28 protein-coding genes are annotated in these 26748 nt (G+C 60.6%); 10 read left to right on the top strand and 18 right to left on the bottom strand.

What is annotated here, in order from left to right:
• Position 1: 1 nt before the first annotated feature.
• The 5 genes from ABNU55_RS03515 to lepA all read right to left on the bottom strand — a co-directional run bounded on the left by ABNU55_RS03515 (position 2) and on the right by lepA (position 6415).
• Positions 2-808, bottom strand: coding sequence for an enoyl-CoA hydratase-related protein (locus ABNU55_RS03515; RefSeq protein WP_290751023.1), 807 nt, complete (start codon positions 806-808; stop codon positions 2-4).
• Positions 809-879: 71 nt separating this feature from the next.
• Entirely contained in the window at positions 880-1407 is a 528-nt protein-coding gene (locus tag ABNU55_RS03510; RefSeq protein ID WP_290751021.1) for a lysozyme inhibitor LprI family protein, read from the bottom strand.
• A gap of 68 nt (positions 1408-1475) precedes the next feature.
• Positions 1476-2567, bottom strand: coding sequence for an alkene reductase (locus ABNU55_RS03505; RefSeq protein ID WP_290751019.1), 1092 nt, complete (start codon positions 2565-2567; stop codon positions 1476-1478).
• Between the two features lie 88 nt (positions 2568-2655).
• Positions 2656-4530, bottom strand: a complete 1875-nt coding sequence (locus ABNU55_RS03500) for a polysaccharide deacetylase family protein (protein ID WP_348764232.1) — start codon at positions 4528-4530, stop codon at positions 2656-2658.
• Between the two features lie 79 nt (positions 4531-4609).
• Positions 4610-6415: a translation elongation factor 4 gene (gene lepA / locus ABNU55_RS03495; RefSeq protein WP_290751015.1), complete on the bottom strand. Its 1806-nt coding sequence runs from the start codon at positions 6413-6415 to the stop codon at positions 4610-4612.
• A gap of 186 nt (positions 6416-6601) precedes the next feature.
• On the opposite strand from lepA, the gene ABNU55_RS03490 reads away from it, so the two are divergent.
• The 3 genes from ABNU55_RS03490 to ABNU55_RS03480 all read left to right on the top strand — a co-directional run bounded on the left by ABNU55_RS03490 (position 6602) and on the right by ABNU55_RS03480 (position 9143).
• Complete coding sequence (locus ABNU55_RS03490) at positions 6602-7192, top strand: hypothetical protein (protein ID WP_290751012.1); 591 nt, start codon at positions 6602-6604, stop codon at positions 7190-7192.
• A 55-nt stretch (positions 7193-7247) separates the two neighbouring features.
• Positions 7248-8360 (top strand): aromatic ring-hydroxylating dioxygenase subunit alpha, encoded by a 1113-nt coding sequence (locus ABNU55_RS03485; RefSeq protein WP_290751010.1) that lies wholly within the window; start codon positions 7248-7250, stop codon positions 8358-8360.
• A gap of 150 nt (positions 8361-8510) precedes the next feature.
• On the top strand, positions 8511-9143 hold the full coding sequence (locus ABNU55_RS03480; protein WP_290751008.1) for a MarC family protein: 633 nt from the start codon (positions 8511-8513) through the stop codon (positions 9141-9143).
• Between the two features lie 24 nt (positions 9144-9167).
• On the opposite strand, the gene ABNU55_RS03475 is transcribed toward ABNU55_RS03480, so the two are convergent.
• Positions 9168-10046: a 3-hydroxybutyryl-CoA dehydrogenase gene (locus ABNU55_RS03475; RefSeq protein WP_290751005.1), complete on the bottom strand. Its 879-nt coding sequence runs from the start codon at positions 10044-10046 to the stop codon at positions 9168-9170.
• 257 nt (positions 10047-10303) lie between these two features.
• Here ABNU55_RS03475 and ABNU55_RS03470 point away from each other — a divergent pair, with 257 nt between their 5' ends.
• Positions 10304-11011, top strand: a complete 708-nt coding sequence (locus ABNU55_RS03470) for a MauE/DoxX family redox-associated membrane protein (RefSeq protein WP_348764259.1) — start codon at positions 10304-10306, stop codon at positions 11009-11011.
• A gap of 20 nt (positions 11012-11031) precedes the next feature.
• Positions 11032-11790 (top strand): Sir2 family NAD-dependent protein deacetylase, encoded by a 759-nt coding sequence (locus tag ABNU55_RS03465; protein ID WP_290750999.1) that lies wholly within the window; start codon positions 11032-11034, stop codon positions 11788-11790.
• Between the two features lie 56 nt (positions 11791-11846).
• Here ABNU55_RS03465 and ABNU55_RS03460 read toward each other — a convergent pair whose 3' ends face one another.
• The 3 genes from ABNU55_RS03460 to ABNU55_RS03450 all read right to left on the bottom strand — a co-directional run bounded on the left by ABNU55_RS03460 (position 11847) and on the right by ABNU55_RS03450 (position 13906).
• Entirely contained in the window at positions 11847-12776 is a 930-nt protein-coding gene (locus ABNU55_RS03460) for an electron transfer flavoprotein subunit alpha/FixB family protein (RefSeq protein WP_290750996.1), read from the bottom strand.
• Complete coding sequence (locus ABNU55_RS03455) at positions 12776-13522, bottom strand: electron transfer flavoprotein subunit beta/FixA family protein (RefSeq protein ID WP_290750993.1); 747 nt, start codon at positions 13520-13522, stop codon at positions 12776-12778. The genes ABNU55_RS03460 and ABNU55_RS03455 overlap by 1 nt, the downstream gene beginning before the upstream one ends.
• A gap of 129 nt (positions 13523-13651) precedes the next feature.
• On the bottom strand, positions 13652-13906 hold the full coding sequence (locus tag ABNU55_RS03450) for a DUF3297 family protein (RefSeq protein ID WP_290750990.1): 255 nt from the start codon (positions 13904-13906) through the stop codon (positions 13652-13654).
• On the opposite strand from ABNU55_RS03450, the gene ABNU55_RS03445 reads away from it, so the two are divergent.
• The gene (locus ABNU55_RS03445) at positions 13905-14609 is read left to right on the top strand and encodes a MarR family winged helix-turn-helix transcriptional regulator (RefSeq protein WP_290750987.1); all 705 of its coding nucleotides are present in this window, start codon (positions 13905-13907) and stop codon (positions 14607-14609) included. The two genes, ABNU55_RS03450 and ABNU55_RS03445, sit on opposite strands and share 2 nt — an antisense overlap.
• Here ABNU55_RS03445 and ABNU55_RS03440 read toward each other — a convergent pair.
• Entirely contained in the window at positions 14606-15178 is a 573-nt protein-coding gene (locus ABNU55_RS03440) for a cob(I)yrinic acid a,c-diamide adenosyltransferase (RefSeq protein WP_290750984.1), read from the bottom strand. The genes ABNU55_RS03445 and ABNU55_RS03440 overlap by 4 nt on opposite strands.
• Positions 15179-15206: 28 nt before the next feature.
• Entirely contained in the window at positions 15207-15410 is a 204-nt protein-coding gene (locus tag ABNU55_RS03435; protein WP_290750980.1) for a twin transmembrane helix small protein, read from the bottom strand.
• 291 nt (positions 15411-15701) lie between these two features.
• Between ABNU55_RS03435 and rpoH the strand changes: the two genes are divergently transcribed.
• From rpoH to ABNU55_RS03420, 3 genes are all read left to right on the top strand, one after another.
• Positions 15702-16589 (top strand): RNA polymerase sigma factor RpoH, encoded by an 888-nt coding sequence (gene rpoH, locus ABNU55_RS03430; protein WP_290750977.1) that lies wholly within the window; start codon positions 15702-15704, stop codon positions 16587-16589.
• Between the two features lie 81 nt (positions 16590-16670).
• Entirely contained in the window at positions 16671-17474 is an 804-nt protein-coding gene (locus ABNU55_RS03425) for an RNA methyltransferase (protein WP_290750974.1), read from the top strand.
• Positions 17475-17567: 93 nt separating this feature from the next.
• Complete coding sequence (locus ABNU55_RS03420) at positions 17568-17870, top strand: RcnB family protein (RefSeq protein ID WP_290750971.1); 303 nt, start codon at positions 17568-17570, stop codon at positions 17868-17870.
• 6 nt (positions 17871-17876) lie between these two features.
• Here the strand turns inward: ABNU55_RS03420 and ABNU55_RS03415 are convergent, their stop codons facing one another.
• From ABNU55_RS03415 to ABNU55_RS03390, 6 genes are all read right to left on the bottom strand, one after another.
• Positions 17877-19172 (bottom strand): adenylosuccinate synthase, encoded by a 1296-nt coding sequence (locus tag ABNU55_RS03415; protein ID WP_290750969.1) that lies wholly within the window; start codon positions 19170-19172, stop codon positions 17877-17879.
• Positions 19173-19409: 237 nt separating this feature from the next.
• Positions 19410-20723, bottom strand: coding sequence for an NAD(P)/FAD-dependent oxidoreductase (locus ABNU55_RS03410; protein ID WP_290750966.1), 1314 nt, complete (start codon positions 20721-20723; stop codon positions 19410-19412).
• Between the two features lie 89 nt (positions 20724-20812).
• Positions 20813-21391 carry an acyloxyacyl hydrolase gene (locus tag ABNU55_RS03405; RefSeq protein WP_290750964.1) on the bottom strand — a complete coding sequence of 193 codons (579 nt, stop codon included), beginning with the start codon at positions 21389-21391 and terminating at the stop codon, positions 20813-20815.
• 96 nt (positions 21392-21487) lie between these two features.
• Positions 21488-22078, bottom strand: a complete 591-nt coding sequence (locus ABNU55_RS03400) for a flavodoxin family protein (protein ID WP_290750962.1) — start codon at positions 22076-22078, stop codon at positions 21488-21490.
• A 100-nt stretch (positions 22079-22178) separates the two neighbouring features.
• On the bottom strand, positions 22179-23774 hold the full coding sequence (serA, locus tag ABNU55_RS03395) for a phosphoglycerate dehydrogenase (protein WP_290750959.1): 1596 nt from the start codon (positions 23772-23774) through the stop codon (positions 22179-22181).
• A 126-nt stretch (positions 23775-23900) separates the two neighbouring features.
• The gene (locus tag ABNU55_RS03390; RefSeq protein ID WP_290750956.1) at positions 23901-25073 is read right to left on the bottom strand and encodes a phosphoserine transaminase; all 1173 of its coding nucleotides are present in this window, start codon (positions 25071-25073) and stop codon (positions 23901-23903) included.
• A 188-nt stretch (positions 25074-25261) separates the two neighbouring features.
• On the opposite strand from ABNU55_RS03390, the gene ABNU55_RS03385 reads away from it, so the two are divergent.
• Positions 25262-26155: a DMT family transporter gene (locus ABNU55_RS03385; RefSeq protein WP_290750953.1), complete on the top strand. Its 894-nt coding sequence runs from the start codon at positions 25262-25264 to the stop codon at positions 26153-26155.
• On the opposite strand, the gene ABNU55_RS03380 is transcribed toward ABNU55_RS03385, so the two are convergent.
• Positions 26152-26742, bottom strand: coding sequence for a DUF998 domain-containing protein (locus tag ABNU55_RS03380; RefSeq protein ID WP_290750950.1), 591 nt, complete (start codon positions 26740-26742; stop codon positions 26152-26154). The genes ABNU55_RS03385 and ABNU55_RS03380 overlap by 4 nt on opposite strands.
• Between the last annotated feature and the right edge of the window lie 6 nt (positions 26743-26748).

Raw genomic sequence — 26748 nt, 5'->3', positions numbered from 1 at the left:
CCTACCGGCCCTTGAAGTTCGCCTCGCGCTTTTCGAGGAAGGCGATCATGCCTTCGCGCGCATCCTCTGACCGCATCAACGGCAGAAGCTGCAGGAAGACATGATGGACATGCTCTGTGAACGGCTCTGACAGCCCCATCCGCATCAGGCGTTTGGAGGCCTGAACGGCCAGCGGGGCGTTCGAGGCGATCTCGGTGGCAAGCTCGCGGGCCTCATCCATCAGGCTGTCATGCGCGACCACCTTTGAACAGAGCCCCTCTTCAAGACACGTATCGGCCTTGAGGGTGCGGCCCGTGAAGATGAGCTCGCAGGCTTTCTCCCAGCCGAGCATGCGCGGCAGGAACCAGGTGCCGCCGCTTTCCGGCAGGATGCCGCGCTTGGTGAAGGCGGCGGCCATCTTGGCCTTGTCCGACATGATGCGGATATCGCAGCCAAGGGCAGTGTCCATGCCATAACCGGCCGCGCCGCCATTGATGGCGCAGATGGTCGGCGTGTCCATGTTGAAGAGGATGGTGGGCGGGGTATTACGCAGATCAAGATTGGCCGATGAGATGGCACCCGAGCCCATCTCCTCGCCCTTGGTGGCGCTTTCCAGGTTGAGCCCGGCACAGAACGCACGGCCCGCCCCCGTCAGGATCACGCAACGCACGTTCGGGTCGGCATCGGCTTTCAGAAGGGCATTTGAGAGCCCGTCCAGCATGGGGCCGGAAATGGTGTTCATCCGGTCCGGTGCATTCAGCGTGATGGTCGCGATATTGTCGGCGACCTCATAGAGGATTTCCTCGAACGTGGTGGCGGTGTCGGCCATGGCGTATCTCCCTTATTGATCCGGAGCCTACCATCCAGCGGCTCAAAGCCCAGCGGTGACGTTGCGGAGGGCTAGAGGCGTGCGGTCTCGAGCAGGGTCTCAAGCTCAATGACCCGTTCGGCCGTCATCTGAAGCATACAGTCCGCGCCCGTGATCCGCCCGAGCGTGCCACCGCGAAATTCGTCATAGGCGAACTTGCATTTAACATCGCGCCACTCGATCCAGCCGCGCTGGACCTCACTAAGGCGCGCGGTGAGGTCGTAGCCGTCTGCAAAGTCCTCATCCTGCTGGCGGTAAGCGGCCATGAGGTCCCGGTAGACGGCATTCAGGCGCGTATCCCAGAAGCCGGTTTCCTCGCTGACGCACGACACCATGGACAGAGTTGAGCCGGCATTGCCGGGGCAGGCGTCGACCATCGTGCCGATACAATCGTGGCGAGCACCGCTATCTGCCCCGGCTGCTGCGAGGCATGCTTTGAGGGCAGCCTCACCGGCGGCCCCCGCTAGCTCGCCATCCCCGTCCGGCGATTGCGCCGTGCCTGCAGGGGCGCTGATCGCAAAAACGGAAAGCGCGAGACATGCGCCAATGGCCTGTTTCATGGAAGTCCTCTTCACCTGATGACTTATATAGATCCTGCGCTTGGAGGCCAAGCTAGCTCGAGGCCGGTTCACGCCTCTTCCATCGTCGGGAAATCCGTATAGCCGCGGGCGCCGCCGCCATAATAGGCTTTCAGCGGGGCTTCATGCAGCTCGGCATTGGCTTTCAGGCGTTCGACCAGATCCGGGTTGCCGATGAATGGACGGCCGAAGGCGATAATGTCGCCGCTGTCTTTCTCGCGCGCCTCGATTGCCATCTCGCGTGTGTAGAGATTGTTGAGGATTGTGAGGCCCTTGAAGCGCTTGCGCAGTTTCAGGACGTCAAAATAGGGCTCCGGTGTGCGGGTGACACCAGTATCGCCTTCGACAAGGTCGAGCCAGCCAATGCCAAGATCATTCATCATGTCGACGACATGGTTGAAGAGCGGTTCGGGGTCGGTATCCCAGGTCCCGTAGGCGTGGCCGAGCGGAGCAAGGCGGATCATGATACGTTTGCCGTCCCACACCTTGAGGCCGGCTTCGAGAATCTCCTTCAGGAAGCGCGCGCGGTTCTCGATGGAGCCGCCATATTCATCATCGCGCCGGTTCGTCATGTCATTGAGAAAGGCGGAAATGAGATAGGAGTGGGCCGCATGCAGCTCGATCCCGTCAAAGCCGGCTTTCTTCGCGCGGGTTGCGGCGGCCTCATAGGCGCCGACCATGCCTTTGATCTCTGCCTTTGTCATGACATGGACCGGCTCATAGGGCTGGGGGCCCGTCTCGGTGAAGATCTCGCCGGGCTGGCTGTATTCCGACGGGGAGACCGGCGGGCTCTTGCCGTCGGCGCTGAGCGAGGAATGGCTGAGCCGGCCGGCGTGCCAGAGCTGGCTGAAGATCAGGCCGTCTTTCGCGTGGACGGCGTCTGTCACCTCTTTCCAGCCCTCGACCTGCGCGTCTTCCCAAAGGCCCGGCAGCATCGGGCCGCCGCGCCCGCCGGGAACGACTGCGGTGGCTTCGGTGATGAGGAGACCGGCGCTCGCGCGCTGCGAATAGTAATCCGCCTGAAGCTTGCCGGCCTTGCCGTCTGGCGTGGCGCGGGCGCGGGTCAGTGGGGACAGGGCGATGCGGTTCTTGAGCGTCAGGCCGTTAAAGGTCACGGGCTCGAAAAGATCGGTCTTGGTCATGGTGCGGGCCTCCCGGTTTTATCTTTTCCGGTAGCGTATCAGCGAAAACCTGCCTGCCTATCGGTGACGTGGGGGACAGGACAGTCGATTAATTCCCTGGCATACCTGTCGTTTTGGCCAGTTCGATCCGCATTACTTTATCTATGCAGTCGACAAGCCAGGTGCCGCTTTCGGCTCGAATGAGTTTGCCGCCGGATAGGGGGCCGGGCACGCCGAAGCTTTCTGGCACCTCAAGCGTCAGCCCTTTTATCGGAGTTGGGCAGTTCAGCCTTACCGATCTGACACCGCCAGCGTCGTCTAAATCAACGCCAATCGCATCGCGGGCCGCCCACCAGTCACCAAAATCGGATACGGTGCCGATCCATGAATAGGGTTTGACGTGATCGATGAAGCCCTCCGCAAACTCAAACTTGTGTCCAAGGATATCGGGATGGCTGAGGACAACCATGGTGGCGCCATAGGCCGCGAGTTTGTCAGCAATCGTCTTTGCTTCCTCCAGGCGTTCGCCCAAGAGCGGCGGCAATTCGTCCTCAATGGTGATCGGAAACTCAAAAATATCCGTATTGGTGTCGAATTGACGGCCGGCCGTCAGCCGAAAAGGGAAATGCGTGAGTGACTTGTTGGCTGTGACAGACGAGCTGTAGGAATAACCGGCCCATTGCAGAGCTTCGGGAAGCTGGGTCGGAATCCTCAGATAGCCAGGCCGGAACGAGGTAACCGGTTCGCTGATCAGGGATTCGAGGATGAATTTGCTGATCCGCAATTCGCCCATAATGCTGGCCTCGGTCGTTGCCTCCAGATCGCGGACGAACGGACGATAGGAGGGCAGCACCTCTCTGCCAGTGCCGAGGGCAAATGCGTTGAACTGGAGCGAGTGCGAGACGCTATGGCTGGCGATTTCGGCACCGAGTTCTTCCAGTTTGAGTATGTATCCGACCCCTTCTTCATCCAGAAAGCTCTGATCGTTGAAATCCTCAATGTATTTTGTCTGCACAAAATAGGTCGAGCGGACGCCGTTGAGTGCCTCCATTTCGGCGTACTTGACCGCATTGCGGACCGATTTCCTGTAATCGATATCATGGGTCATCATGACCGATAGTTTTTTGCCGTCAGGGACAGTCCCAAGGGTCACGCCGTCGGGCTCGCCTTCGCGATAGATGGCGGCGACCAGGCGCAGAAGCGTATCTAGTGTCGGCTGGTAGCGGTTGGCATAGGTCTCCGCCACGTCTGCTTCCTTGAAGTTATATCCCTTCAGGAGCAGCTGGCCGAGGTCGATCCCGAGCGCGTAGGCTGTGCCCTCTTCATAGTCGCGGCGCACGATGGCCGCCGAGCCGTCCTCATAGACAGCAACCGGGCGCTGGCGCGGCGAGAGGTATGCATTTGTTCCAGGATTCGTCGCCAGCTGCGTCTCGCTGCCAATCTTGATGGTCTTTTGCCCAAGCGCCTGAAAATCGGCGGTTATGGCATAGTCGTCATCGAAGGTGAGATGGGTGTGCGATCTGGATTCGGTGACGCCCTCAAACCCGAAAACAGGGGCGAGGCCGCCGCCAAGGACATTTGTCGCGATCAATGTTCCGCCATTCTGCGGGAATCTCGCAAGCGTACGAAGGGTTTCCTGATCCGTGTTGCGGCCTGAGATCACCGGGTAGACCAGGACGACATCGTGGCGCAGCGCCCGATCAGTCTCGCGCGTGATGACAAAGGGCACACCAATCGTCTTCAGGCCATGTGCGAGCCCAAGCCAGTTTGAGCCCTCATCCGTGAGGAGGACCGCCAGTCGCGACTCACTGCCCCGCTCATAGTCTGCCACGTCTGCGGCATGGGTTTCGCCAATATGGCTCGCCTCCAGCGGGCCTTCCAAGAGTGTCCACAACTCCACCGGGTCGGGCTGCGTAATCACGGCGAGTCCGAAGACGGCCCCTATGAGGGCGAGCAGAAAGAGTATGGCATAGACGAGGCGCATCCCCTGATCGTGTCATCAGAGGTTTAATGGACAATCAATCCAAAGCGCTGGTGTAAGCGTCACCGGCGCCGACGCCCGTCTAGTCGTCATCCATCCGCAGCGCCGCGACGAAGGCTTCCTGCGGGATTTCGACCTTGCCGAACTGGCGCATGCGCTTCTTGCCGGCGGCCTGCTTGTCGAGAAGCTTGCGTTTGCGGGTCGCGTCGCCGCCATAACATTTGGACGTCACGTCCTTGCGCAGGGCCGAGATCGTCTCGCGGGCGATGACCTTGGCGCCGATGGCGGCCTGGATCGGAATCTTGAACATCTGGCGGGGGATAAGGTCCTTCAGGCGCTCACACATCTGTCGGCCCCGGCCCTCGGCGCGGTCACGGTGAACCAGCATGGAGAGGGCGTCGACAGGCTCGTCATTCACGAGGATCGACATTTTTACCAGATTACCGGCGCGGTGGCCGATGATCTCGTAATCGAAGCTCGCATAGCCCTTCGAGATGGACTTCAGGCGGTCATAGAAGTCGAAGACGATTTCATTAAGCGGCAGCTCATACTTCACCATCGCCCGGCCCCCGACATAGGAGAGCTCTTTCTGGATGCCGCGGCGGTCCTGGCAGAGCTGAAGGATCGAACCGAGATAGTCGTCCGGCGTATAGATGGTCGCTGAGATCCAGGGCTCGCGGATTTCCTCGATCCTGACCACGTCGGGCATGTCTGCGGGGTTGTGCAGCTCCAGCTCCGTGCCGTCAGTCATGGTCATTTCATAGACCACCGAGGGGGCGGTCGCGATGAGGTCGAGGTCGAACTCACGGCTGAGGCGTTCCTGGATGATTTCGAGATGGAGAAGGCCGAGGAAGCCGCAGCGGAAACCCATGCCGAGCGCGGCAGAGGTTTCCATTTCCCAGGTAAAAGACGCATCGTTGAGGCGCAGCTTCGACATGGCGGCGCGCAGATCATCGAAGTCGCCTGCGTCGACCGGGAAGAGGCCGCAGAACACCATCGGCACGACTTCCTTATAGCCGGGGAGGGGCGTGTCCGTGGGGTTTTTCTCGTCCGTGATCGTGTCGCCAACAGCCGTGTCGGCAACTTCCTTGATCGAGGCGACGAAGAAGCCGACCTCGCCCGGGCCGAGCTCTTCGACATCGGTCGGCTTGGGGCCGAAGATGCCGACCTTGTCAACCTCATAGGTCGATTTGGCCCGCATCATGCGGATCTTCTGCTTCTTCTTCATCACCCCGTCGACAATGCGGACAATGACCACAACGCCGAGATAGGGGTCGTAATAGGCATCGATCAGGGAAGCCTTGAGCGGCTTGTCGGCGTCACCTTCGGGCGGGGCGGGCAGGCGGGTGACGATGGCTTCGAGGACATCCTCAATACCGATATTATTCTTGGCCGAGGTCATGATCGCGTCGGACGCGTCGAGGCCGATAATATCCTCGATCTGCTCTTTCACGCGCTCCGGCTCGGCCGCAGGCAGGTCGATCTTGTTGAGGACCGGGACGATCTCATGGTCCTGGTCGATGGCCTGATAGACATTGGCGAGGGTCTGCGCCTCGACGCCCTGCGAGGCGTCCACGACCAGGAGCGAGCCTTCACAGGCCGCGAGGCAGCGGCTGACCTCATAGGAGAAGTCGACGTGGCCCGGCGTGTCCATGAGGTTCAGGACATAGGTCTCGCCATCCTTGGCCGTGTAGTTCAACCGGACGGTCTGGGCCTTGATCGTGATGCCGCGCTCCTGCTCGATATCCATGGAATCGAGCACCTGTTCGCGCATCTCGCGGTCGGTAAGGCCGCCGGTGACCTGGATCAACCTGTCAGCGAGGGTGGACTTGCCGTGGTCGATATGCGCCACGATGGAAAAATTGCGGATCTTGTCGCGGGGTGTCATGGGCCGCCATATAGCGGGGCTGGGCCGCTGCGACTAGCGGCATTGTGTGTTGGGACTGATGGCTTGAAGCACTTTTTGATCTTCAGATTCGCGGGCCTGGCCCTGATTGGCTGCGCTTTAGGAATACTCTCTGGCTGTGGTGGTTCGACAGTTGATGAAACGCCTTCGCCAAACGGGAGTAGCGAATTGGAAACACGCAACCCGGCTGAGGCACCAGATCTGGACCACCAGTTGTCAGAGTTTTCAGAGCTCGGGATCGCGCTTAACGCGGGGATCACAAAAGACGATCTGCTATACTCGTTTGAAGCCGACGCTTATCGTGACGATCCATATTTCCTGCTTCTCTTCATGATGGGGACGGAAGTCGAGCGCGAACCCTGGGGCCGTCGTGTCAGTGACCGTGTATGGAACTTCGATCTCGAGGCCATCGAAGGTGACGGCGACTATGTCCGGATCATCGAGAATTTTGAGCGACTAACGGGGCGGAGAGATCTCTTCGAGGATGTTTCTGACAAACTCGACTATGGCGCGCGGATTGCCAGAGTGAGCTATGTCCTCGGTGGACGTGAGGTCCACAAGGAGCTGCGGTTTGAAGACGACTGGGCAGACCCTTTCTTCGTCGCGGAGTTAGCGGAAGACATTGAGAGTACTATCGGGGACGGGCGCCGGTTCTGGGCCGCCGACAACGGTCAGGCAAGCGTGCTGATCTTCTGCAATGAAGAGACAGCCAAAGCCTTGAACGCTCTGCGCCCCCGACTCGTTTTGCCCTATACGTAAAGCCGGCTGGCGATTGAGGGTTTCTGTTAGGAATGGAGGTGTATAAAAACCTCCCATGGCCGACACACAGACGCTTATCGACAAGACGACGGAGACCCAGCCCGGCATTACGCCGGAGGGCTGGCTGACCGACAGCTGGTATCTGGCGTGCCCGTCCAAGGCGCTGAAACCCGGCGGCCTGAAACATGTCATCATGCTCGATCAACCCATCGTGGTGGGGCGGACAGAATCTGGAGAGGCGTTCGCGCTGCGCGATATCTGTCCGCACAGGCTGGTGCCACTGTCGGCGGGCAAGATGAAGGATACGGACGGCGAGCCGACGGTGGAGTGTCCCTATCATGGCTGGCGCTTCGGGACCGATGGGGTCTGCCGGCACATGCCGAGCGTTCTGGAAGACCAGCCCTATGAGGCGGGCCGGTTCCGCGTGCGCCGCTATCCGGTGCATGAGAAGAACGGGATGATCTTCGTCTTCATCGCGGATGACCCGAAGTTTGAGGGGGAGCCCGATGTGCCGCCGCCGGATTTCGGTGAGCTGCCGGACACGCCGAAATTCGTCATCGAGGAAACATTCAACGCGCATATGGACGATGCCGTGGTCGGCCTGATGGACCCGGCCCATGTCGCCTTCGTGCATTCGCAATGGTGGTGGCGCCCGCCCAGTGCGGGGCTGAAACTAAAGGAAAAGCCATTTGTGCCGCGCGACCGCGGCTGGGCCATCGACCGCCATCAGCCATCATCGAACTCGCTTGCCTACAAGGCTGTGTTCGGCGGCAAGGTCACGACAGAGATCATCTTCCAGCTGCCCGGCTATCGCTGGGAAATCGTGGAGAATGACACCGCACGCCTGCTGACGCTGACCTGCCTGACGCCTGTCTACAAAAAGCAGACGCGGATCACGCAGGTGACATGGTTCTTCGGGGCGCCGCTGCTCAACCTCGCCATCCCGATCTTCAAGCCGGCGGCGCGCAAATTCCTGCGTCAGGACGGTGATATCGTCGATCTTCAGAATGAAGGCATGAAATATCAGAAGGCGATGATCTGGATCGACGATATCGATGTGCAGGCCAAATGGTACCGGACGCTGAAAAAGGAATGGACGGCGTCGAGGACCGAGAGCCGCCCGTTCGAAAACCCGATCAAACCGGTCACGCTGCGCTGGCGCAGCTAGTCAAACGGTGAGACCTGAAGACCTGCTCTCGCGGGCCTGAGTGCAACACATGGGCGTGAATGCGGGCGCAGTGCTTGTATTTGGCCGCGTCAGCGCGATCTGAAGCTCCATCAGGCATCCTGCCTGGCCCATTCCAGTTTGGCGAGGAAGATGACGCATAGTTTGCTTGAACAGTTCGTGCTGCTCTGGGTGGTCATCGACCCGATTGGTACGATCCCGGTCTTTATCGCGGTCGTCGCCGGCGTGGCGGCGGCGGATCGATGGAAGATCGCGGTGAAGGCAATCATCGCCGCCACCTTTGTACTGCTGCTCTTTCTGGTTGGCGGCCAGTTTCTCATCAATGCGCTGGGCATCAGCCTGCCGGCCTTTCAGATCGCCGGCGGTATCGTGCTTCTGCTTTTCGCGCTGACCATGATCTTTGGCGACTCGAAGCCTGAAAGCGAGGCAGAGAGCTGGTCGGCCGAAAGGGATGGCCACTCCTCCGTCGCAATCTTTCCGCTGGCCATGCCATCGCTGGCCTCGCCCGGCGCGATCCTCGCGGTCGTTGTCCTGACCGACAATAACCGCTTCTCCATTCAGGAGCAGGCGATGACGGCGGGGGTCATGCTGCTCGTCATGGCCTGCGCCCTCATCCTGATGCTGGCTGCGACGCCCATCCTTCGCGTCATCAGAATGGCCGGCGCGGCGCTGGTCAGCCGCATTATGGGGATGATCCTTGCCGCCGTGGCGGTCAATACAGTGATCCTCGCCGTGATCGAGCTGATTCGGACGGTCGAAATCTGAGGAGCCTTAAACGGCGCGCCGGTCTTATCTGGTGGGGACCGGGGCGTCGCCGCGATAGTCGTAGAAGCCGCGGCCGGCCTTGCGGCCAACCCAGCCGGCTTCGACATATTTCACCAGAAGCGGGCAGGGCCGGTATTTCGTGTCGGCGAGGCCATCATGCAGGACCTGCATGATGGAGAGGCAGGTATCGAGGCCGATAAAGTCTGCAAGCTGGAGCGGGCCCATGGGATGGTTCGCGCCAAGCTTCATGGCGGTGTCGATACTGTCGACCGTGCCCACACCTTCATAGAGCGCGTAGACCGCTTCATTGATCATCGGGACCAGGACACGGTTCACGATGAAAGCCGGGTAGTCTTCGGCGTTGGTCGTGGTCTTGTTCAGGCGCTCTGCAAAGCCAAGCGCCATCTCATAGGTTTCCTGATCTGTCGCGAGGCCGCGGATGACCTCCATCAGCTTCATCAGCGGGACCGGATTCATGAAGTGCAGGCCGATGAATTTTTCCGGCCGGTCCGTCGTCGCGGCGAGGCGTGTGATCGAGATGGAGGAGGTGTTCGTCGCGAGGTAGGTGCTAGCGGGAACGGCGTCGCAGAGCGTCTTGAAAATTGCTTCCTTGACTTCGCGCTTTTCAGTGGCCGCTTCGATGGCGAGGTCGACACTGTCAAAGCCGTCGAGTTTTGTGCTCGTCTTTATCCGGGAAAGCGCCTTGCTCATCTCGTCATGGGAAATCATGTCCCGCGAGACCTGCCGGGTCATATTGGCCTCGATGGTCTCCATGCCCTTGGCGAGGGCTTCGTCGGAGATGTCGTTGAGGTGCACATCATAGCCCGCCAGCGCACAGACATGGGCGATACCATTGCCCATCTGGCCTGCACCTACGACACCGACACGCCTGATCTCACTCATTTCCGCCCTCCAAAATGGCGAAGAAAATACAAACTCCTGCTTCTAGTCAGATTGTGCAGCGCGTCAAATATCAAGCCCTGTGCGCAGAAGGCTAAGGACGCCCGGCGGGGGAGCGGGGACTGGACGTGAGGCGTGCGCGTTACAATCTATTGAGTATGGACACGACAACACATCAAGAGGCGGAAGCTTCTCAACGATCTGCTCAGCAGCAAGGCCCCGCAGAGCGCAGCGGCCCCAACAAGGCTGTGCTCTACCGCATGGTCATGGACAAGCATATCTGTCCCTTCGGCCTGAAATCGCGCGACCTTCTGAAGCGCGAAGGCTTCGAGATTGAGGACAATTACCTCAAGACACGTGAAGAGACGGACGCCTTCAAGGAGACTTATGGCGTCGAGACGACGCCGCAGACCTGGATCAATGGCCAGCGGATTGGCGGGCATGACGATCTGCGCCGCTATTTTGGCAAGTCCACAGCAGCCGACAAGGAGGGCAAGACCAGCTATACGCCGGTGATTGCCATCTTTGCGACGGCCTTCCTCATGGCGCTGGGGGCGAGCTTTGCCGCCTTCGGGACGATCTTTACCGTCCGGGCGCTCGAGTGGTTCATTGCGATCTCCATGTGTATTCTGGCGATCCAGAAGCTTCAGGATCTCACCGCCTTCCAGAACCAGTTCCTTGGCTATGACCTCCTCGCCCAGCGGGATGTCCGGTACGCCTTTGTCTATCCCTTCGCGGAGGCGTTCGCCGGCATATTGATGATCGCCGGGGCGCTGATATGGCTCGCCTCTCCGGTCGCCATCTTTATCGGCACCGTGGGCGCGGTGTCTGTCTTCAAGGCGGTCTATATCGACAAGCGAGAGCTCAAATGCGCGTGCGTCGGAGGCAATTCCAACGTCCCGCTCGGCTTTGTGTCGCTGACAGAGAATCTCATGATGATCGCCATGGGCCTCTGGATGCTGTTCTAGCGCTGGGGTAAGGTTTCCACATGACAACAGCGACAGCGAAAACCCTGGCGGACATGATCCGCGCCGCCGACCGCGTTCTTGTGTTCACAGGCGCGGGCATCTCTACCGAAAGCGGTATTCCTGACTTCAGAAGCCCTGGCGGGGTCTGGTCCAAGATGAAGCCGATCTATTATCAGGATTTCGTCTCTGACCGCGACGCGCGCCGTGAGGGCTGGAAGCGGGTGTTCAACGGCACGGCCGGATGGGTCGGGGCCAGCCCCAATTCGGGCCATTTGGCGATTGCCGAACTGGTCAGGCAGGGCAAGGTCAGCGCGGTGGTGACGCAGAATGTCGATAATCTCCACCAGGATGCCGGCGTGCCCGATGAGAAGGTCATCGAGATCCATGGCAACGCGTCCTACGCCAAATGCCTTGAATGTGGCATGCGCCACGAATTCGAAGAGCTGCGGGCCCCGTGGGAAAATGACGAAGAGCTTGTCTGCGCCGCCTGTGCCGGCCTGTTGAAGACCGCCACAATTTCGTTCGGGCAGGCCATGCCGGAAGAGAAGATGGCGCGTGCCTCCGCTGAGGCGGAGTCGTGCGATCTCTGTATCGTGCTTGGCTCGTCGCTGGTGGTCTATCCGGCAGCCGGTATACCGGTCCTCGCGGCCCGCGCAGGGGCGCGCCTCGTGATCGTCAACCGCGAGCCGACCGACCTCGACCCCTATGCCAGCCTGGTGCTCAATACCGAGATCGGGGCTCTCATGGACGAGGTCATGCAGGAACTTGAAACGGTCTAAAAAAAGCCCCGGACGCCAAACGTCCGGGGCTTTTCCTTATGGATCGGGCTCAAAGCCTACAGCGCGTCGGTCAGTTCCGGCACGGCGTTGAAAAGGTCTGCCACGAGGCCGTAATCGGCAACCTGGAAGATCGGGGCTTCTTCGTCCTTGTTGATCGCAACGATGATCTTGGAGTCCTTCATGCCAGCAAGGTGCTGGATGGCGCCCGAGATGCCGATAGCGATGTAAAGCTCCGGCGCGACAATCTTGCCTGTCTGGCCGACCTGATAGTCGTTCGGGGCATAGCCAGCATCGACAGCGGCGCGCGATGCACCGATACCCGCACCGAGCTTGTCAGCAAGCGGCGTGATATATTTCTCGAAATCCTCTTTCGAGCCGAGCGCACGGCCACCGGAAACGATCCGCTTGGCGGAGGTGAGTTCCGGACGGTCGGACTGAACGATACGCTCCTCAACGAAGGCCGACTTGAACGGGCCTGCCGGGGCGTCGATCGTTTCGACAGAGGCAGAGCCGCCTTCGCCAGCCGCATCGAAGGAGGCGCCGCGTACGGTCACGACCTTCTTGGCGTCGGAAGATTTCACCGTCATCATGGCGTTACCGGCATAGATCGGACGCTCGAACGTGTCGGCATCAATCACATCGGAGATGTCGGAAAGCTGCATGACGTCCAGCTTGGCCGCGATGCGGGGCGCGCAGTTCTTGCCCATGGTGGTGGCTGGCGCGAAGACCGCGTCATAGCCATCCATCAGCGGAACGACGAGCGCTTCCATCGCCTCGGCGAGCTGCTTTTCATAAGGCTCGCCATCGGCGTGAAGCACCTTGCGGACACCGTCGATCTTGGCGGCAGCTTCAGCGACGCCAGATGCGTCCTTGCCAGCAACCAGCACGTCGATGTCGCCGCCGAAAGCCGCAGCGGCCGTGACGGTCTTGTGGGTCGCATCGAAGAGCGACTCATTGTCGTGATCAGCAATAACCAGAACAGCCATTAGATCGCTCCTTTCGTCTTGAGCTTGGAGACCAGTTCAGCGACGTCTTCAACCTTCTCGCCGGCTTCACGCTCTGGCGGCTCGGTGACCTTGACGACGCTGAGACGGGCGGCGGTGTCGACACCGTAGTCGCCCGGGGCCTTCTCATCGATCGGCTTCTTCTTCGCCTTCATGATGTTCGGAAGCGAGGCATAACGCGGCTCGTTCAGACGAAGGTCGGTCGTGATGATGGCCGGGGTTTCCAGCGCGAGCGTCTGGAGACCACCATCGATTTCGCGTGTGACGGTGATCTTGCCGTCCTCGACAACCACTTCCGAGGCAAAGGTGCCTTGCGGCCAGTCGAGCAGCGCGCCAAGCATCTGGCCGGTCTGGTTGGAGTCGTCATCGATGGCCTGCTTGCCAAGGATCACAAGGTCGGGGTTTTCTTCGCCGACAACCTTCTGGAGGATCTTGGCGACGGCGAGCGGTTCGACCGTCTCATCGGTCTTCACCAGGATGCCGCGATCGGCGCCCATGGCGAGAGCCGTGCGCAGCGTTTCCTGTGCCTGTTGCGGCCCGATGGAGACGACGACGACTTCCTCGACAACGCCTTTTTCCTTCAGCCGAACCGCTTCCTCGACCGAAATCTCGTCGAAGGGGTTCATGGACATTTTCACGTTGGCAAGGTCAACGCCGCTCTCGTCGGACTTCACGCGGACCTTAACATTGTAATCGATGACCCGTTTTACGGGTACGAGCACCTTCATCGGCGAGCTCCTGTCTTATCCCTGTTTAACTGGAGATGACCTAGAGAAGGCGGTTGCAACAATCAAGCGTGCTGCTCGCGTCAAGGTCATTTCGCCGCTATAATCAGCGGCTGTGCGGCGGGTGGCGGATCAGTCCTGCGGCTTCTCCACATCCTCAAACCAGACCTCGACCGGGCCCTTCAGCGTAAGGGTCAGCGGGTTGCCCTTGCGGTCCACCGATTTGCCTGCGGCCACTTTGATCCAGCCTTCGGAGAGGCAATATTCGACGACGTTGGTGCGCTCCTCTCCCTTGAAACGGACGCCGACGCCGCGCTGGATCAGCTCCGGGTCGTAGTAGCGGCTGCGAGGATTGAGGCTCAGGCGGTCTGGAGGTGTGTCTGTCATGGCTGTTTCAATGCCTTCGAAGTGGCTGAAGCTCAACCCGGAAAGTGCGATCTGGCGGCCTGCTTCTGTTTCAGCATCCATGGGCGCGACGGCAGTGACTGCTTTGAATCGGCCTCATTTTTCAAAACTTAATCCTCCAAAGGCCGCGGATGGCATTACCCGTTTCCAACTGGGAGAGGGAACGCAAAAAATGCCCGCAGACGATGATCACCTGGCCGGCGCCCACCTGGCTGCAAAACAGGCGGCAAATGCACTAAGCGAGGTCGCCAGGCTGGCGCATCTTGCCGACTGCGCCGTGGCAGCGCACCTGCCAAAACCCATGACGGTTGCCCAGTATTCGGTGCTGAAGCTGCTGGATGACGGCCCCGGCCCACAGACAATCACCAGGCTGGCCCGGATGCTGAACGTGTCCCAGCCGACCATGTCCTCGACCGTGAGCAGGCTGATGAAACGGGATCTGGTCTCCATGGCCACGCTGGCGCACGACAGGCGTGCGAAGCAGGTCGAGCTGACGGCGGCAGGGCAGGCGATGAAAAAACAGTGCGACCGGCACGCCGCGCCGGTTCTGGAAACCGTCGCGGCCCAGCTGCCGGCGCATTACTGGGACTCACTGAAGACGCTTACAGCCGATATTGCCGACCAATTTGTCACGGTGCTGGACAAGGACGGCCAGGAACCGGTGGGTGGGCCAAGCGGCCGCTAGCGGTTGGCGCCGGGCTTCCACTTGACGTCCGATTGCCCATTGTCATTGGCCACGCGTGAGGCCACGAACAGCCAGTCGGAGAGCCGGTTGATGAAGGCAAGGGCTTCCTTGCTGACGATTTCGCGCTCTTCGGAAGCCAGTCTCGCAATATCGCGCTCGGCGCGCCGGCAGATTGTGCGGCAGACATGCAGATGGGCCGCAAGGCCGCTGCCGCCGGGGAGAACAAAACTGTCCAGCGGTGCGATCGCCTTGTTCATATCGTCGATCTCTCGCTCCAGACGCTCTGTCTGGGCCGCGGCGATGCGAAGGGGCTCAAAGCCCAGCTTCTTGTCCCGCTCCGGCGTGGCAAGGTCGGCGCCAAGGTCGAACAGGTCGTTCTGAATCCGCCTGAGCCGGGCTGCCATGTCATCGGCGGCGTGCAGGACGGCAACGCCCAGCGCGGCATTGACTTCATCGACACTGCCATAGGCGATCACGCGCGGATTCCACTTCTCGACCGGCTCGCCGGTGGAGAGGCGCGTTTTTCCGGCATCGCCAGTACGGGTGTAGATCTTGTCCAGTTTTACCATTGGGCGCTCTCTTCCAGTTTGGGGCGCCCTAGTTGAAGGCGCCAACCGCGAGCGCTAGCGCGCAGAGAAGGGCGATGGCAATAGCCTGGACGAGAACGCGCAGGCGCATCAGCTTGTTGGAGCGGCTCGCCTGACCATCATCGCTGCGCGTCATATTGGCGATGCCCAGCACGAGAACCACGACGAGCACGGCGATGGCGATGTAAAAGCCAATTGTCAGTATGGTCGTCATCGGAAATTTCCTCTTCTTTACCCCATTTAGGATGGGCGCGCCGGAAAGTCATGCAGGCAGGGATGCGCTGCCTCGACGCAGGGCCTGCGTTTACTATGAATACTTGGTTTTGAGCCGTTTTGCCCTTCAACCGCCACGTTTGTATCCCATTTATGCAAGGGCGTGATAATGCAAATGCGCTTCAGGGGGAAAGACGCCGCCGCGAGTCGGGGCTACAAGCTTTCTCCAGAACCGATACGGAACTGATGCCGCCTGAATGGGTCAGTACCTGTAGACACGGAGAAAAGGCCGATGGCTTTGAAAACATCGATTGCGCTTAGCCCAGAGCAGGGCCTGAGCCGTTATCTGACCGAGATTCGCAAATTCCCGATGCTCGAGAAGCAGCAGGAGTTCATGCTCGCCAAACGCTGGCAGGAGCATGAGGACACCGACGCTGCCGAGCAGATGGTGACCTCCCACCTGCGCCTCGTGGCCAAGATTGCCATGGGGTATCGCGGCTATGGACTGCCCATGGCGGAGGTTATTTCCGAAGGCAATGTCGGCCTGATGCAGGCCGTCAAGAAGTTTGACCCCGACAAGGGGTTCCGTCTTGCGACCTATGCGATGTGGTGGATCCGCGCCGCGATCCAGGAATATATCCTGCGCAGCTGGAGCCTTGTGAAACTCGGCACCACGGCCGCCCAGAAAAAGCTCTTCTTCAATCTTCGCCGCATCAAGGGTGAGATCAATGCGCTGGAAAGCGGCGATCTCAACCCCGAACAGGTCAACGAGATTGCAACCCGCCTCAACGTCTCCGAAAAGGACGTTCTGAGCATGAATGGCCGCATGAGTGGCTCTGATGCCTCTCTGAATGCGCCCATGGGCCAGGAAGGCGACATGGAGTGGCAGGACTGGCTCACCGATGATGAGCCGGGCCAGGCCGACACCTATGCCAACCGTCAGGAATTCGACAGCCGGATGGAGCTGCTTCAGGAAGCCATGGCGGACCTTTCAGAGCGCGAACAGCACATCCTTCAGGAGCGCCGCCTGACCGACGAGCCAAAGACGCTGGAGCAGCTGTCAGAGGTATATAATGTCTCGCGTGAGCGCATCCGGCAGATTGAGGTGCGCGCCTTCGAGAAGATCCAGAAGGCCATGAAGCGTATGGCCAAGGAGCAGGGCCTGCCCGTCGGCGCCTGATCTGCAGTCAAATGAGAACAGATGGACACCCGGCCGGGAAGACTGGCCGGGTGTCCTGCTTTGTGCCACCAAGCCAGAGTTATGGCGCCCATTCCAATCACCGACCCTGCCGATCCGCGCATCGCGCCCTATGTCTCGATCCGTGAGCGGGACCTGACGGGCGGGTCCGATGGCCGGTTTATTGTGGAGGGGAAGGTCACACTCGGCATTCTCCTGTCGAAGTCGCGTTTTGCCGTCGATAGTGTCTTCCTTGCTGAGTCCCGGCTTGAGCCGCTGGCAGGCATGCTCGCGCAGGTGCCGGACGGTGTGCCGGTCTATGCCGCGCCGCAGGAGGTGTTGGATGCAGTGGCCGGCTTTCCCATGCATCGCGGCATACTGGCCTGCGCAAGGAAGGGGGCGCCCGTCTCTCGCGAGGCGTTGTTGGGGGCCCCAACGCTTCTGGTCCTGAACGGGCTCTCCAATCATGACAATGTGGGCGCGGCCTTCCGCAATGCGGCCGCCTTCGGGGCAGGCGGCGTGCTTCTGGATGAGCGTAGTTGTGATCCGCTCTATCGAAAATCGATCCGGGTCTCCGCGGGCGCTGCCCTCTGGCTGCCCTTTCTCCATGGCGGGTCCAGTGAAGACCATCTCTCCTGGCTTGAAGAGGCAGGATATGAGGTCTGGGCCATGACACCCCGCGCGGGCAGTGAATTACTTCACGAAAAGCGGCCGGCGCGGAAGACAGCGGTTCTGCTCGGCCCGGAGGGGCCGGGACTCGCGGACGGGCTGATCGCCCGGAGCACGCCGGTGCGGATCGCGATGGCAGGCGACTTCGACAGTATCAATGTATCGACCGCAGGGGCTGTTGCGCTGGCTCATATCCACGCAAGCCGGCAGAGCCGCTGAGCGGAGGGGGGGCGCCTCGCCCGCAGGACTTCTGTCCGCGCCCGGGAACCGCAGGATCGTGAGGGCCGTTCCTATTTTGAAACGGAGTAACCGATGTTAAAGATGACCCTGCTCGCAGCCGCCGCGCTCTTGCTGGCCCTAGAAGGCCAGGCGGGGCCACCTGCATCCTATGACAATCCTGACGCGGCCGAGGATTCCTCCGATGAGGGCGCCGTCAGCTTCGAACGTGGCGATTACCTTCCCGTGCAGTATCGCGGGGAAATCATAGACGACTGGAAGGGCGCCGGGCTGAAAAAGCCGAAGAAGGGCTATGAATGGGTCCGCGTCGGCGCAAGCGCCTATCTGATCAATCTGACGGGCGGTTTCATAAAGGATGCATCAAATCCGGAGGACTAGGCGTGCCTAGCCTCGTTCGAACGGGTCCCTCATCAGGATAACGTCTTCCCGTTCTGGCGATGTCGAGACCAGGGCGCAGGGTTTGCCGACGAGTTCTTCCAGCCTTCGAACATATTTCACCGCTTCGGCGGGAAGGTCTGCCCAGCTGCGCGCGCCTTTCGTGGAGTCTTTCCACCCTTCCATCGTTTCATAAATCGGCTCGACAGCGGCCTGATGTGTGAGGCCGGCGGGAAAGTAATCGATTTCCTTGCCATTCAGCCTGTAGCCGACGCAGACCTTGATCTCTTCAAAGCCATCGAGGACGTCCAGCTTGGTGAGAGCGAGCCCACTGACGCCGGACGTGGCGCAGGCCTGGCGGACCATGACGCTGTCGAACCAGCCACAGCGGCGGGCACGGCCGGTAACGGTCCCGAACTCATGACCAACTGTGCCGAGGCGCTGGCCGATTTCATTGTCCTGCTCTGTCGGGAAGGGGCCCGACCCGACGCGGGTCGTGTACGCCTTGGCAAGCCCCAGCACATAGGAAATCGCGCTCGGCCCGACCCCGGCGCCAGCTGCCGCATTGCCGGCGACGACGTTGGAGGAGGTCACAAAGGGGTAGGTGCCGTGATCGACATCCAGCATGACGCCCTGGGCGCCTTCAAACAGGATGCGGCGGTCAAGCTTGACCTGTTCGTCGAGCAGTTTCCAGACAGGCCGCGCGAATGGAAGGACCTTGGGCGCCAGCTCAAGAAGCTCGGCCTTCAGCGCGTCAGCATCGGGTTCAGGAAGATCCAGACCGGCGCGCAGCGGTCTATGGTGGGCCAGCAGCCGTTCCAGTTTGAGATCCAGCGCGGCAGGATCTTCGAGATCGGCAACACGGATGGCGCGCCGGCCGACACGGTCTTCATAGGCCGGGCCGATACCGCGTTTCGTCGTGCCGATCTTCGACTCGCCGAGGGCGGCTTCGCGGGCCGCATCGATATCCTTGTGCCATGGCAGGATGAGGCAGGCATTGTCGGCCAGGATCAGATCGTCGGGCCCCAGCTTGACGCCCTCCTTTCCCATGCCTTCGATTTCAGACAGCAGCTGCCAGGGATCGACCACGACACCATTGCCAATGACGGACAGCTTGCCACCGCGCACGACGCCGGACGGCAGAAGGTTCAGCTTGAAGGTCTTGTTGCCGATGACGAGCGTGTGGCCGGCATTGTGGCCGCCCTGGAAACGCACCACCGTATCGGCCCGGCTCGACAGCCAGTCGACGATCTTGCCTTTGCCTTCATCGCCCCATTGGGCCCCGACGACGACCACACCTGCCATGGATAGCTGCTCCTTGAAATCCAGTGCGCCACTGAAAGGGTTTAGGGGCGGATTTCAAGAGCGCAGATGCGGCTTTCGCGCCGATCAGGCGAGTTCGTAGTCCTCGACCTTCACCTCCTCGACTTCGCTGGCATAGTCCCGGGTATGCGATGACCAGTTCTGCGTAATGAGGCCGTCCTCGGTCTTGTACCAGGAATTGCAGGCCGGGTCGGCCCAGACGGTCTTCTTCAGGTCCGCCTATATCCGCTTGTTCCAGGCGTCCTGTGCCGACTTCTTTGGCATCATCGACTTCGCGGATTGCGCGTCCATCGCCTCGATTGCCTTCATCATATACTCGACCTGACGCTCCAGCATGAAGGTGATGGAGTTGTGCCCGAGATTGGTATTGGGGCCATAGAGGACGAAAAGGTTCGGAAAGCCCGAAACGGTAATGCCGGCATAAGCCGATGGGTGATCGGCCCAGACATCGTTCAAATGTCCACCGTCCACGCCTTTCACATTGACCGACCATTTCCACTCTGTCGTCTCGAAGCCGGTCGCGAAGACCAGAATGTCGAATTCGCGATGCGTGCCGTCCGGCGCAGTGATACCGGTCTCGTCGATCTTTTCCGGGCCGGACGTCACCAGCTCGACATTGTCGCGCTGGAGGGCCGGGAAATAATCGTCCGAGATCAGGATGCGGCGGCAGCCGACAGGATAGTCCGGGGTGAGCTTCTTGCGCAGCTCCGGATCGCGGACCTGATCGTTCAGATGGTTCGTGGCAATGGCGGTGTAGGCCTCGCGTCCGGCCTGCGTCCATTGAAAGACCTGCCAGAAGAAATGGTCGGCATTGTCGTACATGAGCTGGCGCGAACGCGCACCGATATCCATTGCCGTCTCAGGTTCTGTGAACATGAGCGCCTGTTCCTGCGGCGAGACCGGCACGTCCCGGCGCGGCACGACCCAGTTCGGTGTGCGCTGAAAGACAGTTAGCTGCGCGGCGGTCTTTGCGACTTCAGGGATGATCTGCACGGCGCTCGCGGCAGAGCCGATAACGGCGACGCGCTTTCCTTCCCATGAGACCGAATGATCCCAGCGGGCCGAATGCATTTTCGCGCCCTTGAACGTGTCCAGACCGTCAATTTTCGGCCAGTTCGGGCGGTTCAGCTGGCCGAGGGCCCCGACAAGGATGTCGCCTGTGAAGGTCTTGCCGCTTGCCGTCTGCACCGTCCACGACTTGGCGCTGTCATCCCATTCGGCGCTGATCGCCTCATCGCCAAGATGCATGTTGGGGGCAAGCTGATAGCGTTCGGCGATTTCTTCGGCATAGGCCTGAATCTCCGGGCCCTGCGGGTAGGTCCGCGTCCAGTTGATGCTTTGAGCGAAGGAGAGCTGATAAAGCGCGACCGGCACATCGCAGGCGCAGCCAGGGTAGGAGTTCTCATACCATGTGCCGCCGACCTTGGGATTGCGGTCGATGAGATCGAAACTGTGTCCGTCTTCCTGCAGCTTGATAGCGGCGGTCAGGCCGCCAAGGCCTGACCCGATAATGATGGCATGTTTCTTCGCCATGCAAACCTCCCTGGAATGTCTGCTTTCCAGGGAGGATTCGCCTTATCGGGACGGGTTGCAAGGCTGACGAAGCGTAAGGCGCGCGGGCCTTACTGCCCGAGCCGCCAGTAGGCGCGCACACCAACACTGTCGACGCCCTGATTGCGGCCATTGCCAAGAATCTGACCGTGGGACAGGTGCTCGTAAAGAACCTGCATGCCCCAATTGGGGCCGAAGTCGCGGTTCAGGGCGAGACCCGTGCGGAAGAGGTCCTTTGAGCCGAAATAGATGTTTTCCTGGGCAAAGGCATCACTGCGCGGATCGCCCTGCGGGAAGGGGCTTTCCAGCGCGCCATCATGGATGACATAGCCAAGGCTGGGCTCCAGCGACCATTTTGTTGCAAAGTCCCAGTTCCAGAGAAGGCCAAAGCCGCCGAAGCTGGTATCACCCGCTGTGTTCAGCGATCCCATGACATAGGGGCGCGGACTGGCGATGTAGCGGAAGATGTCCGGGCCAGCGAAGACCAGTTCGGCCTGCACGTTGGGGCCGTCTTCCTTGTCGGCATTCTTGCAGTCGATGACACAGATATTGTGCTGCATCACCCCGAGGCGTGCCTCCTCAACAAATTGGGCACTGGCCGGCGCCGCGAGCGCGGTTGTGCCAAGGGCAAGCGCGATCAGACGTTTCATGGGAAACCCCCTCTTGAATAATGGACGGTTCCAGAGAGTGCCGCGCGAGCCCGAGGTCAAGGATATAAACGCTGAAGGGCGCCGATCGGCCGGGCGCTATGACTTCCCTGCAACCCAGCGGCGCGTGATTTCGCCGATCCGCTTGCCGAAATCCTCAGAGGTTTCGAGATCTGCCTGGTCCGGGGTCTGGTCTGCTGGAAGATCCGTCAGGGCCTGCGTGCCAAGGCCGACCATGTGTCCGGCGCGGTTCCAGGCGCCCTCAAAGTCGCTCGTGCTGGTATTATAGCCGGGAAAGGCGCCGTAATTGGCCCAGATCATCCCGTGCTGGCCGGCCAGGATCATCAGTTCCTGCAGCGTGTTGAGCTTGTCGCCCGCCAGCGACCCGGAATTGGTGAAGCCTGCGGCGATCTTGTCGCGCCAGCCGCCATTCATCCAGATCTTCGAGGAGGCTTCCGAGAAGGCTTTAAAGACCGATGAGCTGGAGCCCATATAGGTGGGCGAGCCGAAGATGATACCGTCGGCGGCGGCCAGCGTGTCCCAGGGGCCTTCCTCGGCGCTGGCAAGATCATCGGCTTTCAGCACATCGACCTCGACACCGCTGACACTGCGGGCGCCCGTGGCGACGTGTTCGGCCACTTTTGCGGTGTGGCCATAGCCGGAATGGTAGACGATTGCGAGTTTGGTCATGTCTGTCGCTCCGTAAATTCGTTGACGTTGCGACAGATAGGAAACCTGCCCCGGAATCCACCTCCGGGGCAGGCATAGGACTTATGGCAATCGCGCAGGCCTAGAAGTGCAGGACTTTTGCGTAGCGCACGTGTGGCAGCGCATCGAGCTTCTCGGTCATCTCCTGCGGAGGCTCACTGTCGATGCCGATGAGGGCGATGGCCTCGCCGCCGCTTTCCTGACGTCCAAGGTGGAAGGTCGCGATATTGACGCCGGCAGAGCCAAGCATTTCGCCCAGGGCCCCGATGAAGCCCGGCTTGTCGAGATTGTTGACGTAGAGGGTGATCGGCGAGAAGGCGCCCTCCAGTGGCATTTCCTTCACCTCGACGACGCGCGGACGGCCCGCTGAGACCGTACCCGCAATCGAGCGCCATCCGGTCTCCTCGGAATTGGCCGTACGCGGCACCTTCACCCGGATGCGGATCAGGCTGTCATAGACGGGGCTGTCCTCGGTGGTGGACTCAGAATGATGGATGCCCGACTCGGCAAGGATGGCCGGAGCCGAGACCATGTTCACATCGCCGCGTGAGGCCCGGAGCAGGCCCGCAAGCGCAGCGGCCGTGATCGGCTTGCGGTTAAGTTCGCAAACCTCGCCTTCATATTCGATTTCGACATCGTCAAAGCCATGGTCGGAAATCTGGCCTGCAAACTGTCCGAGCTTTTCTGCCAGTTCGATGAAGGGTTTGAGGCGCGGGGCCTCATCGGCCGTCACCGAGGGCATGTTGAGTGCGTTCGTCACTGCGCCGGAGAGGAGATAGTCGCTCATCTGCTCGGCTACCTGCAGGGCTACATTTTCCTGGGCCTCGTTGGTCGCGGCGCCAAGATGAGGTGTGGCAATGAAGTTGGGCGCACCGAAGAGAACGTTTTCCTTGGCCGGTTCCTCGACGAAGACGTCAAAGGCGGCGGCGCCAAGGTGCCCGTTGTCCAGAAGCTCGCGCACCGCGTCTTCGTCCACCAGTCCGCCACGGGCGCAGTTGACGAGGATGAGACCTTTCTTCGTTTTCTCAAGCGCCTCCTTAGACAGGATGTTACGCGTCTGGTCGGTCAGGGGGGTGTGAAGCGTGATGACGTCTGCGCGGGTCAGAAGCGTATCTAGATCGACCTTTTCGACGCCGAGTTCGATGGCACGGTCTTCGGTCAGGAAGGGATCATAGGCGACGACCTTCATGGTCAGGCCCTTGGCCCGTTCCGCCACGCGGGCGCCGATATTGCCACAGCCGATCAGGCCGAGCGTCTTGTAGGAGAGCTCGACGCCCACGAAGTTCTTTTTCGGCCACTTGCCGGCCTGCGTGCCTTGATCTGCCGCCGGGATCTGGCGGGCGGCGGCGAACATCATGGCGATGGCATGCTCGGCAGTGGTGACGGCATTGCCGAAGGGCGTATTCATGACCACGACGCCTTTGGCGGTCGCGGCCTTGATATCGATATTGTCGACACCGATCCCGGCGCGGCCGATGACCTTAAGCCTGGTCGCCGCCGCAATTACGTCGGCGTCGGGCTTGCAGGCCGACCGCACGGCAAGGCCGTCATAGTCGGGGATGATCTTGATCAGCTCGTCTTTCGAGAGGCCAACCTTGATGTCTGTGTCGATGCCGCGATTGGTGAAGATATCGACGGCTGCCTGGCTGAGATCGTCAGCGATAAGGACTTTAGGCATGGGTTTGGTTTCCTGTGAAATACAGCCGATCGTCCCGGACTTGATCCGGGACCTCGTGCCGCAAGTGTCATCCTTTGCGGACCGAGATCCCGGCTTTCGCCGGGATGATCGGAAACTTTGAGATTATCAGGCGTCCTGAAGCTCTTCCGCGACGGTCGCGAAGGCCCAGTCTAGCCATGGCAGGAGCTTTTCGACATCGGAGGGCTCGACCGTGGAGCCGACCCATATGCGCAGGCCCGGAGGCGCCTTGTTGTAGGCGTTGAAGTCGAAGGCGACGCCTTCCTTCTCCAGAAGCGCAACGAGCTTCTTGACGAAGGCTTCCTGGCCTGCCGTGTCGAGCTTTGCGACGCGTGGATCGGCAATGCGGAAGGTCACGCCTGTATTGGAGCGCACTTTCGGGTCCGCGCAGAGGAACTCGATCCAGTCGGTCTTTTCGACCCAGTCTTCAAGGATTTTGAGACTCTTGTCGGAGCGTGCCTTGAGGCCGGGTAGCCCGCCCTCGTTCTCGGCCCAGTCAAGCGCTTTCAGATAGTCCTCAACCGCCAGCATGGAGGGGGTGTTGATCGTCGCGCCTTCGAAAAGCGCTTCGTTCAGCTTGCCGCCGCTGGTCATGCGGAAAACCTTCGGCAGGGGGCGATCCGGCGTGTAGGTCTCGAGGCGTTTGACCGCATTCGGGGACAGGATCAGCATGCCATGGGCCGCTTCGCCGCCGAGCACTTTCTGCCAGCTATAGGTGATGACATCGAGTTTCTCGAAGGGGATGTCCTGCGCGAACACGGCTGAGGTCGCATCGCAGATCACGACCCGGTCCGGATTCGGCTTGATCCAGCTATGGTCATCGACGCGGACGCCCGAGGTCGTGCCATTCCAGGTAAAGACGATGTCGGCATCGTCGCGCGCTTTTTTGAAGTCGGGCAGGACGCCATAATCGCCGACGTATATCTCGCAGTCATCCAGCTTCAGCTGTTTCTGCGCATCGGTTACCCAGTCCTTGCCGAAGCTCTCCCAGGCAAAGATGTCGACCGGGCGGGCGCCCAGCATGGACCACATACACATCTCGACGGCGCCAGTATCAGAGGCGGGCACGATCGCGACACGGTAATCCTCAGGCAGCTTCAGGATCGCCTTGGTACGATCAATCGCTTCCTTGAGCTTCGCCTTGGCATCCTTGGAGCGGTGTGAGCGTCCAAAGGCGGCCGTTTCAAGTTGTGAGAGGGAAAATCCGGGGCGTTTGGCAGTTGGCCCTGAAGAAAAGTGCGGGCATGCCGGACGCATCTCCGGCTTGGGGGTATTGGTCATCTGTTTTACTCCTATCCTTACAGATAGGCTGGCCCTCGTTGGGGAGGGCTGGCCCGCAGACCTTATGGCAGACTTGGGCGCCGCCGCATAGGGGAACAATTGTGACATTCCTATGAGAAGCGCCTTGCCCGGCCCGGCGAGGGATGCAAAGCCGCTTGTCACCACGTCAGACAGGAAACCCATTCAATATGTCCACTGAGCGGTCCGCCGCCGACTGGGGGCTTTTCCTCCTGCTTTCGGCCTGCTGGGCAAGCGCCTTCGCGATGACGAAAGTTGCCGTTGACGGGCTCCCGGCGAGCCTGATCATACCTGGGCGGCTGATCTCTGCGGCGGTCATCCTCTGGGTGGTGATGCTGGTGCGCGGGGAGCGCCTGCCGCCCTTCTCGGACCGGGCCTCGTGGCTGGCCATTCTCGGGATGGGCACGGTGGGCACGGCGGTGCCTTTCTATGTGATCACGCTGGGCCAGAAGTCCATCGACTCCTCGCTCGCGGCGCTTTTGATCTCTGCGGCGCCCCTCTTCACCGCTGTGCTCGCGCACCTTCGCTTTGAGGATGAGCGGATCACGCAGACCAAGGTGGTGGGTCTTGTGGTCGGCTTCGCCGGTGTTGCGCTTCTTCTGGGGCCGGATGCGTTGAGCGGCTTCGACGTTCAGCTTGGCGCCCAGCTTTTCGTTCTGGTGGGCGCGTTCTGCTATGCGGTGAACAGCATCATCGCGCGCGGCGCCCCGCGCTTGCCCCCCATTGTCCTGCCGGTCGGTTTTCTGAGCGTTGCGGCCATCTCCTCCTTGCCGATGATCGCAATCACCGACTGGAACGAGGTATCCGCCGGCACGCCGCAGCTTCTCTGTGTCCTGGGGCTTGGCGCGATATCGACGGCTTTTGCGGGCATCTTGCTGATGCATCTGGTCGCCCGCACCAGCGCCACCTTCATTGCGCTTACAGGCTATGTCATTCCGGTGATGTCGGCCGTGCTTGGCTATTTCCTCTTCAGGGAAACCCAGAGCTGGAATGCGCTGGCCGCCTTTCTCCTCATCCTTGCCGGGGTCTGGCTCTCGCAGCGGCGGGCAAGACGCGCACGCTAGTCCCGGTTGGCGAGCCGCGCGCTGTGGAAGCCGATGAGCCAGAGGACGAGACTGACGGCGGCGAACCGTTCCACGAGGCCTATAATCTGGTTGGAAACACCGAAGGTCGCTGCGCCCGCCGCAAGGAAGATGGCGGCAGCGATGCCAGTGCCCCACCGAAAAACCGGATGCGCATCGCCACGCGCCCATGCAAGCAGGCCGAGCGCAATGGAAATGGAAAGTCCAATGGCGCCGACAGCCCAGTAATGGATGACGGGGCTTTGCGGGCTGGTTTTCGAATAGGCTTCATAAAGCGAGATCAGGACAATCAAGGGCCCGGCAATCGCGAACAAGGCCGCCGCCATACCATCTGGCCAGTCGCCTGATCCGGAGCGCCAGATCGCCAATCCCGTGAGCGTAACGCCGATGGCGACCAGGATCAGGCCGAAATCCTGTGCGCTGGCATAGTCGCCTGCGGCAAGGTCGCTGATCGTTGTGGTCAAGAGGCTTTGCCGGTCCATTGAGAGTGCCATGGCAAGATCGATCGCCACCGCGACAAGGCAGACAGCGATGACATAGATATGGATATGGCGACTCTTGATCGGCATTGCTCC

Source organism: uncultured Henriciella sp. (assembly GCF_964005855.1).
Classification (GTDB): Bacteria; Pseudomonadota; Alphaproteobacteria; order Caulobacterales; family Hyphomonadaceae; genus Henriciella.
Note: the sequence above shows the minus strand (reverse complement) of the source record. Positions and strands in the feature narration are given on the sequence as shown.